At 65.3% G+C, this 15,696-nt stretch carries 15 protein-coding genes and 1 riboswitch; of the genes, 8 read left to right on the top strand and 7 right to left on the bottom strand.

From position 1 onward, the window contains the following. Positions 1-4: 4 nt before the first annotated feature. From ACKVEX_RS10615 to ACKVEX_RS10590, 6 genes are all read right to left on the bottom strand, one after another. Positions 5-514, bottom strand: a complete 510-nt coding sequence (locus ACKVEX_RS10615) for a hypothetical protein (RefSeq protein WP_473215700.1) — start codon at positions 512-514, stop codon at positions 5-7. A 212-nt stretch (positions 515-726) separates the two neighbouring features. Further along, positions 727-1,668, bottom strand: coding sequence for a tyrosine recombinase XerC (xerC, locus tag ACKVEX_RS10610; protein ID WP_473215699.1), 942 nt, complete (start codon positions 1,666-1,668; stop codon positions 727-729). Then, positions 1,665-2,315 carry a DUF484 family protein gene (locus tag ACKVEX_RS10605; RefSeq protein WP_473215698.1) on the bottom strand — a complete coding sequence of 217 codons (651 nt, stop codon included), beginning with the start codon at positions 2,313-2,315 and terminating at the stop codon, positions 1,665-1,667. Before ACKVEX_RS10605 ends, xerC begins: the two co-directional genes overlap by 4 nt. A 39-nt stretch (positions 2,316-2,354) precedes the next feature. Continuing rightward, complete coding sequence (gene dapF, locus ACKVEX_RS10600; protein ID WP_473215697.1) at positions 2,355-3,191, bottom strand: diaminopimelate epimerase; 837 nt, start codon at positions 3,189-3,191, stop codon at positions 2,355-2,357. A 317-nt stretch (positions 3,192-3,508) separates the two neighbouring features. Further along, positions 3,509-4,381, bottom strand: a complete 873-nt coding sequence (locus ACKVEX_RS10595; protein ID WP_473215696.1) for a lysophospholipid acyltransferase family protein — start codon at positions 4,379-4,381, stop codon at positions 3,509-3,511. Continuing rightward, positions 4,378-5,238, bottom strand: coding sequence for a lysophospholipid acyltransferase family protein (locus ACKVEX_RS10590; protein WP_473215695.1), 861 nt, complete (start codon positions 5,236-5,238; stop codon positions 4,378-4,380). The genes ACKVEX_RS10595 and ACKVEX_RS10590 overlap by 4 nt, the downstream gene beginning before the upstream one ends. Positions 5,239-5,471: 233 nt before the next feature. Between ACKVEX_RS10590 and metK the strand changes: the two genes are divergently transcribed. From metK to metF, 8 genes are all read left to right on the top strand, one after another. Beyond that, positions 5,472-6,638 carry a methionine adenosyltransferase gene (gene metK, locus ACKVEX_RS10585; RefSeq protein WP_473215694.1) on the top strand — a complete coding sequence of 389 codons (1,167 nt, stop codon included), beginning with the start codon at positions 5,472-5,474 and terminating at the stop codon, positions 6,636-6,638. A gap of 15 nt (positions 6,639-6,653) precedes the next feature. After that, on the top strand, positions 6,654-7,724 hold the full coding sequence (locus ACKVEX_RS10580; protein ID WP_473215693.1) for a calcium/sodium antiporter: 1,071 nt from the start codon (positions 6,654-6,656) through the stop codon (positions 7,722-7,724). Positions 7,725-7,801: 77 nt separating this feature from the next. Beyond that, a complete protein-coding gene (locus ACKVEX_RS10575) occupies positions 7,802-9,061 on the top strand; it encodes a DUF2254 domain-containing protein (RefSeq protein WP_473215692.1) in 1,260 nt (419 codons plus the stop codon). Between the two features lie 106 nt (positions 9,062-9,167). After that, positions 9,168-9,285: riboswitch (S-adenosyl-L-homocysteine riboswitch) on the top strand. Positions 9,286-9,385: 100 nt separating this feature from the next. After that, complete coding sequence (gene ahcY, locus ACKVEX_RS10570; RefSeq protein ID WP_473215691.1) at positions 9,386-10,795, top strand: adenosylhomocysteinase; 1,410 nt, start codon at positions 9,386-9,388, stop codon at positions 10,793-10,795. A gap of 88 nt (positions 10,796-10,883) precedes the next feature. Then, entirely contained in the window at positions 10,884-11,543 is a 660-nt protein-coding gene (locus ACKVEX_RS10565) for a GNAT family N-acetyltransferase (RefSeq protein WP_473215690.1), read from the top strand. After that, positions 11,540-12,412, top strand: coding sequence for a carbon-nitrogen hydrolase family protein (locus tag ACKVEX_RS10560; RefSeq protein WP_473215689.1), 873 nt, complete (start codon positions 11,540-11,542; stop codon positions 12,410-12,412). The genes ACKVEX_RS10565 and ACKVEX_RS10560 overlap by 4 nt, the downstream gene beginning before the upstream one ends. Positions 12,413-12,451: 39 nt before the next feature. Continuing rightward, on the top strand, positions 12,452-13,315 hold the full coding sequence (locus ACKVEX_RS10555; protein ID WP_473215688.1) for a TlyA family RNA methyltransferase: 864 nt from the start codon (positions 12,452-12,454) through the stop codon (positions 13,313-13,315). Then, on the top strand, positions 13,299-14,138 hold the full coding sequence (metF, locus tag ACKVEX_RS10550) for a methylenetetrahydrofolate reductase [NAD(P)H] (protein WP_473215687.1): 840 nt from the start codon (positions 13,299-13,301) through the stop codon (positions 14,136-14,138). The genes ACKVEX_RS10555 and metF overlap by 17 nt, the downstream gene beginning before the upstream one ends. Before the next feature lie 12 nt (positions 14,139-14,150). On the opposite strand, the gene ACKVEX_RS10545 is transcribed toward metF, so the two are convergent. Beyond that, complete coding sequence (locus ACKVEX_RS10545; protein WP_473215686.1) at positions 14,151-15,689, bottom strand: helicase HerA-like domain-containing protein; 1,539 nt, start codon at positions 15,687-15,689, stop codon at positions 14,151-14,153. Positions 15,690-15,696 lie beyond the last annotated feature (7 nt).

Here is a 15,696-nt window from a genome sequence, read left to right as displayed (position 1 = left end):
TATGTCAGCGCGTCAAGCACGGAAGGTCCACGTTCGCATCGGCATAGAGACGGCGAACCTTGTCGGTGGTTTCGAGCAACTCCGGAAGGTCGCGGGATAGCAGCAATCGACCGAAATACTCGAGCGCGTTCGAGCTCACATACAGATGGCCGTTGTGGCGCTTGTTCAACCAGCCGAGTTCGACCAGGCGAGCGATCTTGCGCCGCACCGTCTCGCGCGGCAGGCCGGTCGCAGCGGCAATCGAGTAGGCGTTGCATGGCTTGAGCCTGCAGTCCAGCCAGTCTTCGGCGTCACCATTGGGCGGGAGCGTTTCACCGCGCTCCCGCGCACCGATATTGTGCAGCGCGACTTCTCCGAGCAGCAGCGGCAACAGGATGTCACGCTCGAAATCGTCGTAGAGGCGCTTCAGATTGTGAAGCTCGTAGCGCGCCAGAATGATGGAGACCGCTCTCATCAGCTTGTGCGTATCGTTCCTGCGCTCGGCGACGGCATTGCCTGTGGATTCTGGATTCACGATTTTTTCACGGGTTACCCATCGTTCGACACTGGCCAGCACACCGGTGCCTCGTGGCACGCGCCCCTTCGCTGACCCCATGTGATTCGGCCACTACGACGAACTGCTTATCGTCGAACCCAGCTTACCCATGAGCGGTTAAGGCTCTGCACAACTATTTCTCACTTTGGGGAATATCGCATCCAGGACGTTAAATACTTCGACGCGATGGCTCAGCGCTTGCGCGCCCGCGGATGTGCCGCGTCGTAGACCTTGGCGAGATGCTGAAAATCGAGATGGGTATAGACCTGGGTGCTGCGAATGCTGGCATGGCCGAGCAGTTCCTGAACCGCGCGCAGGTCACCGCTGGACTGCAACAGGTGGCTGGCGAAGCTGTGGCGCAGCATGTGCGGATGAACGTGAACCCCGAGCCCGTGCTGACTCGCCCAGCGCATCAGTCTGGAGCGGATCGCGCTGGTGCTCATGCGCGTGCCGGTACGGGTGACGAACAAGGCCGGCTCGTGGCCTCGCACCCAGTCGTGGCGGTGGCTCAGCCAGGCCTGCAGTGCCCGCAGCGCCGGCCCGCCGACCGGAACGCTGCGAGTCTTGCCACGCTTGCCGATGACGGTCACCAGGCCTTCCTCCACATCCACGCCGTGATGCACGTCCAGCCCGGCAAGCTCCGCCACCCGCAACCCGGACGAATACAGCAGTTCGAACATCGCGCGATCGCGCAGTTCGAGATCGTCTTCGGGCTGCGCATCGAGCATTGCGCCCGCCTGGTCCGGAGACAGGGTCCGGGGTAGCGTCTTCGGCGACCGGGGTGCGCGCACGCCCTCCACCGGATTCGCCGACACGAAGCCCTGCCGCAACATCCAGCGGTAACAGCCGCGCCATGCCGACAGCACCCGGGCGATCGAGCGGCCGCCGAGTCCACCGCCATGCAGCCGCCCGACGAAACGGCGGATGTCGTGTCGCACCAGCTCACCGAGCGGTCGACCGTCGGCCAGGGCCGCCAGCCGCGCGAGGTCCCGCGCGTAGTGCTGCACCGTGAGCGGCGACAACCGCCTCTGACTCGCGAGATGGGTCAGATAGACCTCGCATTCGGCCGGCAGGCCGGCCGGGGTGGACGACGCACTCGCGCCGGCGGGCGAAACCGGACCGGGCAGGTTCATCCCAGATGACGACGCAACGCGGAAGCCACCAGATCGCCGATCCGGGAAAGATACAGGGTTCCCATCTCCGGATAGAAACGCTCGGCCTCCTCGCTGGCGAGTACGAGCAGGCCGAAGACCTGCGCATCCCGACGCAGCGGGATCAGCGCGACCGAGCGGACATGAGGGGCCACCTCGCCGAACCACTGAAGCAGTTCGAGATTGTTCGGCGCCCCGCAATAGGGTTGATGCAGGTCGCCCGCCAGCATGCGCAGGTCATCGCTGACCGGCGAAAAATCCTCGTCGCCATGGCTGATCACACTGTTCCAGATCCGCACCCCCACATGGGGGATCGCGAAATCGTCGCGCAGGCTCGACAGCAACGCGTAACGCAGGCTCTCGTAGTTGTCCGACTCCAGCAATTGCAGGCTGAGCCGATGGACCTTCTCCCCGATCTCGTCGTTCTCCTCACCGAACCGGATCAGCTCCGCCAGCTTCAGCTCGAGCAGCCGGATCTTGTCCCGCAGCGCGTGCAGTTGACGCTCGGCCAGCGAGATCGCCTGGCCGCCATGCGGATGAGGCACGGTGATCTCGGTGAAGATCTCGCCGTGGAGGGACAGAAAATCGGGATGCTGCTTCAGGTAACTCAGCACATCATCGGCAGTCATGAATCGGGCACTCCCTGCGAGCGTCGAAAGTCAGGAACATCAGGCGACATCGAGCTCGCCCTCGAAGACGGTGACCGCCGGGCCGGTCATCCATACCGGCGTGCCCGGACCGGTCCAGTCGATCTTCAGCACCCCGCCCCGGGTCTCCACCGACACCGGCGACTCGAGCAGGCCACGCAACACGCCCGCGACCACCGCCGCGCACGCGCCGGTGCCGCAGGCGAGCGTCTCGCCCGCACCGCGCTCGAACACCCGCAGCCGGATCCGGTGGACATCGACCACCTCCATGAAACCGGCATTGACCCGGGCAGGAAAGCGCGGATGCTGCTCGATCAGCGGCCCCATGACTTCGACCGGTGCGGTATCGACATCGGCGACGACCTGTACCGCATGCGGATTGCCCATGGACACCGCGGTGATCGCGATACGCACATCACCGTCCAGTTCCAGCGCCTGGACCACCGCATTCGAGTCCGATGCGAACGGCACCCTGGCCGGCTCCAGTTCCGGCACGCCCATATCGACCGTGACCAGGCCATCCGGCTGCAGGCGCGGTGCGATGATGCCGGACGCGGTCTCCACCCGGATCTCGTCCTTGTCGCTGAGGCCTTTTTCGCGCACGAAACGCACGAAGCAGCGCGCACCGTTACCACACTGCTCGACTTCGCTTCCGTCCGAATTGAAGATGCGATAGCGGAAATCGACCCCCGGCGTCGACGTCGGCTCGACCACCAGCAGCTGATCGCAGCCGACACCGAAATGGCGATCGGCGATCGCCCGCACCTGCTCCCGCGTCAGCGATACCGACTGGCGCACCGCGTCGATGACGACGAAATCATTTCCCAGCCCGTGCATCTTGGTAAAACGCATGCGCATCAAAGCACTCCCTTCATTGAGCCGGGATTTTCCTCTACCGGCCGAAGCCCGTCCAGTCGGCACGCGCAATCGCATGAACCCATTGCGGCGCAGCGAGCCCGGCATGGCCGCTGTCCCTTCGGCTCCGACGGCCACTCCCGCTGCCGCTGTAAGGCGCGCTTCGCTGCAGGCCTCGAACTCGCGCTGGCGCGCTCAGACAGCGAGGCCCGCGGCCGCTACGCTCGCCAACAGCGGCATGCGCTCGGGCCGAGTCGCCGCAGGGACAGCGGCCATGCCGGGCTCGCTAAACGCCACAGTGTCCATGCAACCAGCCTCACTCAATACGGCTTGCTTTCCCCCGACGGGCGGGTCTTGAAGCGGCGGTGCACCCAGTAATACTGCTCGGGCATCGTGCGCACCAGCCGTTCGATCTCCTCGTTCATGCGCCGCGTGTCCGCTTCCACGTCCGCGGTGGGGAAGTTCTCCCACGGTTCGCCGACCTCGATCACATAGCCCTGTCCGCCCGGCAGCATTCGCGCGGCGCATACCACCACCGCAGCCCCGGCCAGCCGTGACAGGCGCGACAGGCCGGTGATCGTCGCCGCAGGCACGCCGAAAAACGGCACGAAGATCGAATCCTTCAGACGGTAATCCATGTCAGGCAGGTAGTAGAACGGACGGCCTGCCTTCATCGCCTTGACCGTGGGCCGGGCGCCGTCCGAGCGCGAAATCAGCTGCTGATCGCCGAAGCGGCTGCGACCGTGCTTGAGCCAGTGGTCGATCACCGGATCGCTCTGCTTCGCATAGATGCTGACGCCGTTGAAGCGCATCGCGACCGAGATTCCGCCGGCATCGAGCCCGACGAAGTGCGGTGCGAGCAGGATCACCGGGCGCCCGGCGTCCAGCAGCCGCTGAATCCTCTCGGGCCGATCCATCCGGATCAGCCGCTGCAGTCGCGCCCGACTGCCCCACCACAGCAACCCGCGCTCGATGAGGCTGCGACCCAGCATGCGAAAATGCGCCCGCACCAGCCGGCGCCGCTCGGGCTCGCTCAGGGCCGGAAAGCACAGGCGGAGATTGACGTCGGCGATATGCCGACGCGCACGCGCGACCCGATACAGGATCTCGCCCATAGCCTGACCGATCGGCGCGAGCACACCCAGCGGCAACCAGTGCAGCAACCACAGCAGCGCGATGACGAGGCGACTCATGCTTCGCCCTCGGGCGGCGGCACACCCGACGGCCTCTTGTAGCGGTTGTAGCCCCACAGATACTGGGCGGGGCATCTCAGGATCAGGCGCTCGATCTCACGGTTGATCGCGACCGTGCGGGCGGCGAGATCGCCTTCAATCGGCTCGACCGGTTCGGTGAGACGCAGCACGTACCCCGTCGCCCCGGGGAGCCGCTCGGTCCAGACCATGATCACGCGCACGCCCTTGACCTCGGACAGGCGCGCGGCCAGCGTCATCGTCCAGGCAGGCCGGCCGAAGAACGGCGCCCACATGCCCTCGCCCTCCTTGGGCGCCTGGTCCGGCAACATGCCGACCATCTCGCCGCTACGCAGGGCCTTGACCAGCTTGCGCACACCCGACACGTCGGCCGGCGCGACCCGCACATTGCCGCGTGCGCGCCCCGCCTCCATCAGCGGTTGCAGCACGGCCTTGCGCGGCGGGCGATACAGCACCGTGATCGGACCATGGGTCGAGCAGTACTGCGCGCACAATTCGAAGCAGCCGAGGTGCGCCGTCAGCAACAGCACGCTGGCGCCGTCCCGGCGGGCAGCTTCCAGCAGTTCAACCCCCTCCACCCTGACGATTCGCGACAACACCTCCTGTTGCGGTCGCACCCACACGAACGGCAGTTCCAGCATCTGCCGGCCGGTCTCGGCGATCACCGCATCGAGCAGCGGTTTGTCGTCGCGACCCGTTGCGATGATCAGGTTCTCGCGTACGCGGGACCGATACCCCTTCGAGAACAGCCAGACCACGCGCCCTGCCAACGCGCCGAGGCGGTGAAGCCAGGACAGCGGCAGACGCGACAAAAACCGGAAGACTGGGGAGACGAGCACGAAGGGCCTGGACCGGAAGCAGCGGAACTGCTTTCACCGGCAAATTGGAAACGCTACAATTATCGCCCAGCCGCCGAGTTAACACGACAACTTGCAGGGCGGATGTGGACGCTATCGCATGCAAATGCTGCGGGCCGACACGCAAATACTGCTAAAGCGTCGCCGCTCGACGAAATCCCCGGAGCTGGCGCCACGCCAGACATACTGGGGATTTTCGTTTTTGGAGCGTAGCCATGAGCAGGGAATATCTCTTCACCTCGGAGTCGGTGTCGGAAGGCCATCCGGACAAAGTCGCCGACCAGGTGTCTGACGGAGTGCTGGACGCAATCCTGGCCGAGGACCCGCATGCCCGCGTGGCCTGCGAAACACTGGTGTCGACCGGCCTGGTCGTCATTTCAGGCGAAATCACGACCACCGCCCATCCCAACTACAAGGAAATCGCGCAGGACGTGATCCGCCGGATCGGCTACAACGCTTCCGAGATCGGTTTCGACTACCGCTCCTGCGCGATCCTGACCGCGATCAACCGCCAGTCGCCCGACATCGCGCAGGGCGTGAACGAAGGCCAGGGCATCGACCTCGATCAGGGTGCGGGCGACCAGGGCCTGATGTTCGGCTACGCCTGCAACGAGACCCCGGCGCTGATGCCGCTGCCGATCTTCTATGCGCACCGGATCATGCAGCGCCAGGCCGAACTGCGCAAGGACGGCCGCCTGCCGTGGCTGCGCCCGGACGCCAAGAGCCAGCTCACCGTGCGGCATGTGGATGGCAAACCGGTCGCGATCGACACGGTCGTGGTGTCCACGCAGCACGACCCGGAGGTGTCCCATGCCCAGATCACCGAGGCGGTGATCGAGGAGATCATCAAGCCGGTACTGCCGCAAGAGCTGATGCAGGGGGAAGTGCGTTATCTGATCAACCCCACCGGCCGATTCGTGGTCGGCGGCCCGCATGGCGACTGCGGCCTGACCGGGCGCAAGATCATCGTGGATACCTATGGCGGTGCGGCCCACCATGGCGGCGGCGCGTTCTCCGGCAAGGACCCATCCAAGGTCGACCGTTCGGCCGCCTACGCCGGACGCTACGTGGCCAAGAACCTGGTCGCGGCCGGCCTGGCCGAGCGCTGCGAGGTCCAGATCGCCTACGCGATCGGCGTGGCCAGGCCCGTGAGTCTTATGGTCGATACCTTCGGCACCGGCAAGGTGCCGGACGAGCGCATCGAAGAACTGATCGCGAAGCATTTCGACCTGCGCCCGAAAGCCATCATCCAGACACTGGACCTGTTGCGCCCGATTTACGGCAAGACCGCCGCCTACGGCCACTTCGGGCGCGACGAACCCGAGTTCAAGTGGGAGACGACCGACAAAGCCGCGGCACTGCGGGCCAACGCGGGCCTCTGATCACGCACCCACGCCATGCTGACCCACGCCCTGTTCTTCGTTCTCGGCCTCACGCTGCTCGTCATCGGCGCCGAAGTCATGGTCCGGGGCGCGGCCAAGCTGGCGCTGTCGTTCGGCGTGTCGCCGCTGGTGATCGGTCTGACGGTGGTCGCGTTCGGCACCAGCGCGCCCGAAATGGCGGTATCGGTCGGGGCGTCACTGACCGGCACGCCGGATCTGGCGATCGGCAACGTGATCGGCAGCAACATCGCCAACATCCTGCTGATCCTGGGCATCTCGGCCCTGATCGCGCCGCTGCTGGTGCACGAACAGATCATCCGCCAGGAGATCCCGATCATGCTCGGCGCGTCCTTGCTGATGGTGGTCATGGCACTGGACGGCAACATCAGCCGGCTCGAGGCGGCCGTGCTGTTCATGCTGGTCGCCGCCTATTCGTTCTTCCTGATACGCCAGTCGAGGCGCGCGTCGCGCGACACCCAGGACGAATTCGCCGGGGAGATGCCCCCGGACACGAAATGGGACCGGCACTGGAGCGTCCAGCTCGGCCTGATCTTGGCCGGCCTGATCGCGCTGGTGCAGGGCTCGGACTGGCTGGTCGGCGCAGCCGTGGCCTTCGCGCAGGCCTTCGGGGTCAGCGATCTGGTGATCGGTCTGACCGTGGTCGCGGTCGGCACGTCCATGCCGGAGGTCGCCACCTCCATCGTCGCAGCGATCCGCGGCCAACGCGACATCGCGGTCGGCAACGTGATCGGCAGCAACGTGTTCAACATCTTCGCGGTACTGGGCGTCACCGGCCTGGTGTCGGCCGGCGGCATCCCGATCTCGGAGGCTGCGCGCAATTTCGACCTGTGGGTGATGCTGGCGGTCGCCTTCGCGTGCCTGCCGATCATGATCACCGGCCGCGAGATCGCGCGCTGGGAGGGCGCGGTGTTCCTCGGCTACTACGCCGCCTACACCGCCTATCTGGTGCTGGCTGCTCAACAACACGCGCTGCTGCCGGCGTTCTCCAACGCGATGCTCGGCTACGTGATGCCGATCACCGTGATCACGATCATCGTCAGCGTGATGCGGCATAACAGGCGGTAGGAGGCTGTCGGTCGGGGGGTTGCGTTCTGGCTCGATAGCGGTCGACACAATTGGGTGAAGTGGCAGGAGAGCCGAAGATGTTGGATCACCTGAGTTTCGTCATCAAGCAGTTCCATGAGCGGCTGTGGGTCAGGCCACTCATCGTCTGCGTGCTGTCCATTGCCGCAGTTTTTCTCGCCGATCTCATGGACATGACTGAACTCGACCGTTTCCTGCCGGACATCTCGAAGGAATCGACCGAAACGTTGCTCAAGATCATCGCGTCGAGCATGTTGATGATGGCCACGTTCGCGGTGACTTCGATGGTGTCCGCTTATGCGTCGGCAAGTCAGTCTGCGACGCCCCGCTCGTTTTCGCTGATGATCGCCGATGACGTTTCGCAGAACGCGCTGTCGGTGTTCATCGGCGCGTTTATCTACAGCGTGGTCGCGCTCATTGCGCTGATGAACGGGGCTTACGGTGGACCGGGCAGTCGTTTTATCCTGTTCTCCCTGACAATAGGCGTGCTTGCAATTGTCATTCTTGCCTTCATCCGCTGGGTCGATAAAATCGCCCGGCTCGGTCGGCTGGGAGATACGATCGACAAGGTGGAAGCGATAGCCGGGAAAGCTGTTCGGAAGCGGCAGTCGGCCCCACGTCTTGGGGGCGTCGCGGCGTCCAGTCCCCCAGATAGGGGTCGGGCGGTCTTCGGACAGGCCATCGGGTACGTAGGGTATGTCGACACCGCCGCGTTGCAGAAGCGGGCGGTGGAGTCGCAACTGAGGATTGTTGTGGCGGCGTTGCCCGGCACCTTTTGCACGCCAAACCGCCCTGTCGCGTGGGTCATCCGGGAGGCGTCGGACAGTGTGTCCGACGAGGACGCCGAAGCAATCGCTGCCGCGTTCGACATTGGCGGCTCGAGGGTCTTTGAACAGGATCCGCGGTTCGGACTGGTGGTCCTTTCGGAGATCGCCAGCCACGCGCTTTCGCCGGCGGTCAATGATCCGGGGACCGCCATCGCCGTCACGGGCGCGTTTGTCCGCCTGTTCGTCACGTGGAACGAGTGCGGCAAGGCGGGTGACGTTTCCGTGCAGTTCGACCGCGTCGCGGTGCCGGAATTGTCCATGGCGGACATGTTCGACGACGCCTTTACCGGAATCGCCCGGGACGGCGCGGGTACTATCGAAGTGGTGCTGCGGCTGCTCAAGGCCTTCGAGGCACTTGCCGCGGCCGGGGACGCCACGATGCGCGGCAACGCGCTGCGGCATGCCCGTCTCGCGTTGGTTCGCGCCGAAATTGCATTGAAGGCTCCCCAGGATCTCGCAGCCGCGCGCCAGGCAGCCAAGTTTGCCATGTGACCGGAAGGCCGAACCAAGCGCGGCACCCGACCCGGCGAGCAGGTCAGCGCACGAGCGCAGCGAATCAGGCACTGCAGCAGATGACGCCGTTGATGTATACTCAGCATCCTCCGAGGAGCGCTGCAAGGCGTCGAGTCATCCGCATCATGCGGTGTCCGCCCCCAGGCTCGGAGCCAGCCGACCGACAGGTCGCGGTTCTTGTACAGAAACGGCGCTCACCCGAGACACCGCTTGGTGTTTCATTTCTCAACCCTGCCGGGTTAGGGATTCCGGGTGAGCAAGACCGCACTACCCGTTCCCCCCGGCCATAGCAAGGAGCATTCAATGAACGCTGTGGCTGATTTCAAGGATTTCGTGGTCGCCGATCTGGCGCTGGCCGACTGGGGCCGCAAGGAAATCCGTATCGCCCAAACCGAAATGCCGGGGCTGATGGCGATCCGCGAGGAATTCGCGGCGAGCCAGCCGCTCAAGGGCGCGCGCATCACCGGTTCGCTGCACATGACCATCCAGACCGCGGTGCTGATCGAGACGCTGACTGCGCTCGGCGCCGAAGTGCGCTGGGCCTCGTGCAACATCTTCTCGACCCAGGATCACGCAGCCGCCGCCATCGCGGCCGACGGCATCCCGGTGTTCGCGGTCAAGGGCGAGTCGCTGAAGGACTACTGGGACTACACCCACCGCATCTTCGAATGGGCCGACGGTGGTTTCTCCAACATGATCCTGGACGACGGCGGCGACGCGACGCTGCTGCTGCACCTGGGTACCCGCGCGGAACAGGACCTGTCGGTGCTGGACAAGCCGACCTCCGAGGAAGAGACCATCCTGTACGCCGCGATCCGCGCCAAGCTCGCGACCGATCCGACCTGGTACTCGACGCGGATCGCGCATATCAAGGGCGTCACCGAGGAAACCACCACCGGCGTGCATCGCCTTTACCAGATGCACCAGCGCGGCGAACTGCGTTTTCCGGCGATCAACGTCAACGACTCGGTCACCAAGAGCAAGTTCGACAACCTCTACGGCTGCCGTGAATCGCTGGTCGACGGCATCAAACGTGCCACCGACGTGATGATCGCCGGCAAGGTCGCGCTCGTGTGCGGCTACGGCGACGTCGGCAAGGGTTCGGCCCAGGCGCTGCGCGCGCTGTCGGCGCAGGTGTGGGTCACCGAGGTCGACCCGATCTGCGCGCTGCAGGCGGCGATGGAAGGCTACCGGGTCGTGACGATGGAATACGCGGCCGAACATGCGGACATCTTCGTCACCGCGACCGGCAACTACCATGTGATCACGCACGACCACATGGCCAGGATGAAGGACCAGGCCATCGTGTGCAACATCGGCCACTTCGACAACGAGATCGACGTCGCCAGCATCGAAGGCTACCAGTGGGAGGAGATCAAGCCGCAGGTCGACCACGTGATCTTCCCGGATGGCAAACGGATCATCCTGCTCGCCAAGGGCCGCCTGGTGAACCTGGGCTGCGCCACCGGGCATCCGAGCTACGTGATGAGTTCGTCGTTCGCGAACCAGACGATCGCGCAGATCGAACTCTTCCAGCGCACCGGCGACTATCCGACAGGGGTGTATACGCTGCCCAAGCATCTGGACGAGAAGGTCGCACGACTGCAGCTCAGAAAGCTCAACGTGCAGTTGACCGAGCTGACCGATGCCCAGGCCGAATACATCGGCGTACCCAAGCAAGGGCCCTACAAGCCGGATCACTACCGCTACTGATCCCGGCTCTGGATCCACCCGCACCGGCCATCGCGCCGCTGCGGGTGCCGGGCGGACTGGATCGCGGCATTCGAAACGGAGAACGACCATGTCGAAAGTGACGATACGCCACACCCGGGCCGAAGACATTCCGGAACTCATACGGCTGCAAAAACACGCCTACCCGCCCGAAATGCCCCCCTGGTCGCGGGTCAAGTTCGAGCATCAGCTCGAGATCTTCCCTCACGGCCAGATCGTGGCCGAATTCGACGGACGCGTGGTCGGATGTGCGAGTTCGTTCGTCGTGATCTGGGACGACTGGTTCGACACGCACACCTGGAAGGAGATCACCGCCTCGGGCACGTTCCAGGAGCACGACCCCGGCGGCAAGACGCTTTATGGCGCCGAAGTGTTCGTCGACCCCGAGGTACGGGGCATGGGGCTGGGGCACGCACTCTACGAGGGACGCCGCCGCCTGTGCCAGGCAATGAACCTGAAGCGCATCATCGCCTGTGGGCGGCTGCCCGGCTATCATCTGCATGCCGCCGAGATGAGCGCCGAGGACTACGCCAAGCGGGTCGTGTGGGGCGACTTGCGCGACCCGGTGCTCGGTTTCCAGCTGCATGAAGGCTTCCACTATTGCGGCGTGATCGAGGACTACCTGCCGGAGGACCATGAATCCTGTGGCAACGCCTCCCTTATCGTGTGGCTGAATCCGGCCTACGATGCGGGCAGGCCCACGCGCATACCCGAAAAGGAGATCCTATGATCGTCAGAATCGCCGCAGTCCAGTACCTGCTCCGTCAGATCCACGACTGGTCCGGGTTCGAGAACCAGGTGCGCTTCGTCGTGCAGGCGGCGGGCGACTATCGCCCCCACTTCGTGCTGCTGCCCGAGATCTTCACCACGCAGCTGCTGTCCTTCATGGACACCCGCGAGCTGCCGGAGGCGGTGCGCAACATGAACGATTACACGCAGCGCTACATCGAGCTGATGCGCGAACTCGCACAATACTGGCGGGTGTTCCTGATCGGCGGCAGCCACCCCACGCTGCGCGACGGGCAACTCTACAACACCGCGTATCTGTTCACGCCCGACGGCGAAGTGCATGAGCAGGACAAGATCCACCGCACGCGCTGGGAGCGCGAGATGTGGGACACCGCCGCCGGCGACCAGCTGCACCTGTTCGAGACGCCCTACGGCAAGATCGCGATCCTGATCTGCTACGACATCGAGTTTCCCGAGCTCGCCCGCATGGTCTGCGAGGCCGGTGCCGACATCCTGTTCGTGCCCTCATGCACCGACGATCGCCAGGGTTTTCTGCGCGTGCGCTACTGCTGCCATGCGCGCGCGATCGAGAATCAGGTCTATGTCGCGATGACCAGCACGGTCGGCAATCTGCCGGTCGAAGGCCTGGGCGTGCATTACGGCCAGGCGAGCATCATCACGCCGTCCGATTTTCCGTTCTCGCGCGACGGCATCGCGGCCGAAGGCACACCGAACGTCGAGCAGATCGTGATCGCCGATGTGAATCTCGACAACCTGACCCAGAACCGGGTCAACGGCACGACCATTCCGCTGTACGACAAGCGTCACGACGTCTATGACAACGAAGTCCAGACCCTGGCGATCAAATGACCACGGACCGAGGCGGCTGTCGGACCCGAGGCTGACATCATGTCGATGAACTCCTTCCACAGCCGCAGCCATCGCGCCGCACCCAAGCGCGAGCGGACCGCAGCGATCGCGCCACGGCCGGCCGGTCTGCAACGCCTCGACACGCTGCTGGTCGCACAGGGCCTGGTGGAATCGCGCACCCGCGCCAGGCAGTTGATCGAAGCCGGCCGGGTGTCGTGCGACGAAGGCGTCATCGTCAAACCCGGGCACCTGCTGCCCGAATCCGCGCGGCTGACGGTCGCCGAGGACGAACAGACCCGCTATGTGTCGCGCGGCGCGCTGAAGCTCGCCGCCGCACTCGAACGGACCGGACTCGACGTACGCGGCGCGACCTGCCTCGACATCGGCCAGAGCACCGGCGGGTTCACCGACTGCCTGCTGCAGGCCGGTGCCGACCGCGTGGTCGGCGTCGAGGTCGGACACGGCCAGCTTCACCCGCGTCTGCATGACGATCCGCGCTGCGTCACGCTGGAGGGCGTCAACGCCCGTCATCTGGTCGCGGCCGATCTCGCACCGCACGTGCCGCCCGAAGGCTTCGACCTGATCGTGTGCGACGCGAGCTTCATCTCGCTGGCGCTGTTGATGCCACAGTGGCCGGCGCTGCTCGCCCCGGGCGGGCAGATCGTCGCGCTGGTCAAGCCGCAGTTCGAGGTCGGTCCGAACGGGCTCGGCAAGGGCGGCGTGGTCAGGGACGAGGCCCTGTACGAAACGGTCGAGCGGACGATCCGGCTCGCGGCGCAAGAACTCGGCCTCGCGGTGCGGGGCTGGTACGAATCCCCACTCACAGGCGGCGGCGTCGGCAACATCGAAGGCAATCGCGAATTCCTGATCTGGATGCAACACCGACATGACGACCAAGACTGAACTTTCGATCGAGTTCTTCCCGCCGCAGACGCCGGAGGGCGCGGAGAAGCTGCGCGCGACCCGCGCGCGCCTGGCCGAGCTCGAACCGGCCTTCTTCTCGGTGACCTACGGCGCCGGTGGTTCGACCCGCGAACGCACCTTCGCCACGGTACGCGAGATCGCCGACAGCGGCAGCGAGGCCGCGCCGCACCTGTCATGCATCGGGTCGAGCCGCGACGGCATCCGCGAGATCCTGCAGGAGTACGCCGCGACCGGCATCCGCCGCATCGTCGCGCTGCGCGGCGACCTGCCGTCGGGCGTGGGTGCGGCAGGCGAGTTCCGCTATGCCAACGAGCTGGTCGAGTTCATCCGCAGCGAGACCGGCGATCGCTTCATCGTCGAGGTCGCCGCCTATCCGGAATGGCATCCGCAGGCGAAAAGCCCGCGCGACGACCTGCTCGCGTTCAAGCGCAAGGTGGACGCCGGCGCGAATTCGGCGATCACGCAGTACTTCTACAACCTGGACGCCTACCTGCACTTCGTCGACCAGGCGCAGGCACTGGGCGTGAGGATCCCGATCGTACCCGGCATCATGCCGATCACGAGCTTCAGCAAGCTGGCGCGCTTCTCGGACGCCTGCGGCGCCGAGATCCCGCGCTGGATGCGCAAGAAGTTCGAAGGTTTCGGCGACGACACCGACTCCGTGCAGGCCTTCGGTCTGGATGTCGTCACGGCCTTGTGCGAGAAGCTGCTGCGGGCCGGCGCACCGGGCCTGCACTTCTACAGCATGAACCAGGCCGGACCCACGATGGACATCTGCCGGCGGCTCGGCCTGGCGATCTGAGCGGTCGGGCGCTCAGCGCTTGGCGCCTCCGAGCAGCGAGCCGAGGATGCCGCGCGCGATCTGACGCCCGATCGAGCTGCCGATGGTCCGGGTCACGGTCTTCGCGGCGACCTGTGCAAGACCGTCACGACGGCCGCCGCGCGGGCCGGTGGAGCCGAACAGCACGTCGGACAGTACGTTGCCGCCCTGTTGCGGCGTGGTCGACGCCGTGCTCCGGGCCGCCTTCTCCGCCGCGGCTTCGAACGCCGCCTCGGCCGCGCGCTGCGCGGCGCTCTCGGCCTGCGCCCGCAGCAGTTCGTAGGCCGATTCGCGATCGACCACCTGCTCGTAATGGCCGTACAGCACGGATGACCGGATCGCGGCGAAGCGCTCGGCCTCGGTCATCGGGCCCAGGCGCGATCCGGGCGCGATGATGGACGTGCGTTCGACGACGCTCGGTCGCCCCTTCTCGTCCAGGAACGACACCAGCGCCTCGCCCACGCCCAGCTCGGTGATCACGTCGGCCGCATTGAAGGCCGGATTGGCGCGCATCGTGTCGGCCGCGCTCTTGACCGCGCGCTGGTCACGCGGCGTGAACGCGCGCAACGCATGCTGAACCCGGTTGCCGAGCTGGCCGAGCACGCTCTCGGGCACATCCAGCGGGCTCTGCGTCACGAAATACACGCCGACGCCCTTGGAGCGGATCAGCCGGACCACGCGCTCGATCTTCTCGACCAGCGCCTTGGGCGCATCCTTGAACAGCAGGTGCGCCTCGTCGAAGAAGAACACCAGTTTCGGCTTGTCCGGGTCGCCGATCTCGGGCAACTGCTCGAACAGTTCGGCCAGCATCCACAGCAGGAAGGTGGAGTAGAGCTGGGGCGAGTTGTACAGCTTTTCCGCTGACAGGATGTTCACGACGCCGCGCCCGTTGGCATCGGTCTGGATCAGGTCGGCCAGATCCAGCATCGGTTCGCCGAAGAAGAGATCGCCCCCCTGCTGCTCGAGATTCAGCAGTCCGCGCTGGATCGCACCGATCGAGGCGATCGAGACGTTGCCGTACTCGGTCGTGAAACTGCGTGCGTTCTCGCCCACGTACTGGATCATCGCGCGCAGATCCTTCAGATCGAGCAGCAGCAAGCCGTTGTCGTCGGCGATCTTGAACACCAGCTGCAGCACGCCGGCCTGCGTGTCGTTCAGATTGAGCAGGCGGCCGAGCAGCAGCGGACCCATGTCCGAGATCGTCGCGCGCACCGGATGACCCTTCTCGGCGAACACGTCCCAGAACACCACGGTGTTGGCGACCGGCTCGAACTCGGTGATGCCGATCGCGTCGAGACGGCTCATCAGCCGCTCCGACGCGACGCCCGGCGCGCCGATGCCGGACAGATCGCCCTTCACGTCGGCGACGAACACCGGCACGCCGATCCCGACGAAGGCTTCGGCCATCTTCTGCAGCGTGACCGTCTTGCCGGTGCCGGTCGCGCCGGTGATCAGTCCATGTCGATTGGCCAGCCTGGACAACAACTGGCATTCGGTGTCGCGCGTGCGCGCAATCAGCAAGGGTTCAGTCACGATTGAG

Source organism: Denitraticella aggregata, assembly GCF_048158365.1.
Classification (GTDB): domain Bacteria; phylum Pseudomonadota; class Gammaproteobacteria; order Burkholderiales; family Rhodocyclaceae; genus Azoarcus_F.
Note: the sequence above shows the minus strand (reverse complement) of the source record. Positions and strands in the feature narration are given on the sequence as shown.

Excerpts from the sequence above, each read along its gene's own strand:
- xerC (WP_473215699.1), bottom strand. The coding sequence starts at position 1,668 with ATGAACCTGCCCGGTCCGGTTTCGCCCGCCGGCGCGAGTGCGTCGTCC.
- ACKVEX_RS10605 (WP_473215698.1), bottom strand. The coding sequence starts at position 2,315 with ATGACTGCCGATGATGTGCTGAGTTACCTGAAGCAGCATCCCGATTTT.
- dapF (WP_473215697.1), bottom strand. The coding sequence starts at position 3,191 with ATGCGCATGCGTTTTACCAAGATGCACGGGCTGGGAAATGATTTCGTC.
- ACKVEX_RS10595 (WP_473215696.1), bottom strand. The coding sequence starts at position 4,381 with ATGAGTCGCCTCGTCATCGCGCTGCTGTGGTTGCTGCACTGGTTGCCG.
- metK (WP_473215694.1), top strand. The coding sequence starts at position 5,472 with ATGAGCAGGGAATATCTCTTCACCTCGGAGTCGGTGTCGGAAGGCCAT.
- ACKVEX_RS10580 (WP_473215693.1), top strand. The coding sequence starts at position 6,654 with ATGCTGACCCACGCCCTGTTCTTCGTTCTCGGCCTCACGCTGCTCGTC.
- ACKVEX_RS10575 (WP_473215692.1), top strand. The coding sequence starts at position 7,802 with ATGTTGGATCACCTGAGTTTCGTCATCAAGCAGTTCCATGAGCGGCTG.
- ahcY (WP_473215691.1), top strand. The coding sequence starts at position 9,386 with ATGAACGCTGTGGCTGATTTCAAGGATTTCGTGGTCGCCGATCTGGCG.
- ACKVEX_RS10565 (WP_473215690.1), top strand. The coding sequence starts at position 10,884 with ATGTCGAAAGTGACGATACGCCACACCCGGGCCGAAGACATTCCGGAA.
- ACKVEX_RS10560 (WP_473215689.1), top strand. The coding sequence starts at position 11,540 with ATGATCGTCAGAATCGCCGCAGTCCAGTACCTGCTCCGTCAGATCCAC.
- ACKVEX_RS10555 (WP_473215688.1), top strand. The coding sequence starts at position 12,452 with ATGTCGATGAACTCCTTCCACAGCCGCAGCCATCGCGCCGCACCCAAG.
- metF (WP_473215687.1), top strand. The coding sequence starts at position 13,299 with ATGACGACCAAGACTGAACTTTCGATCGAGTTCTTCCCGCCGCAGACG.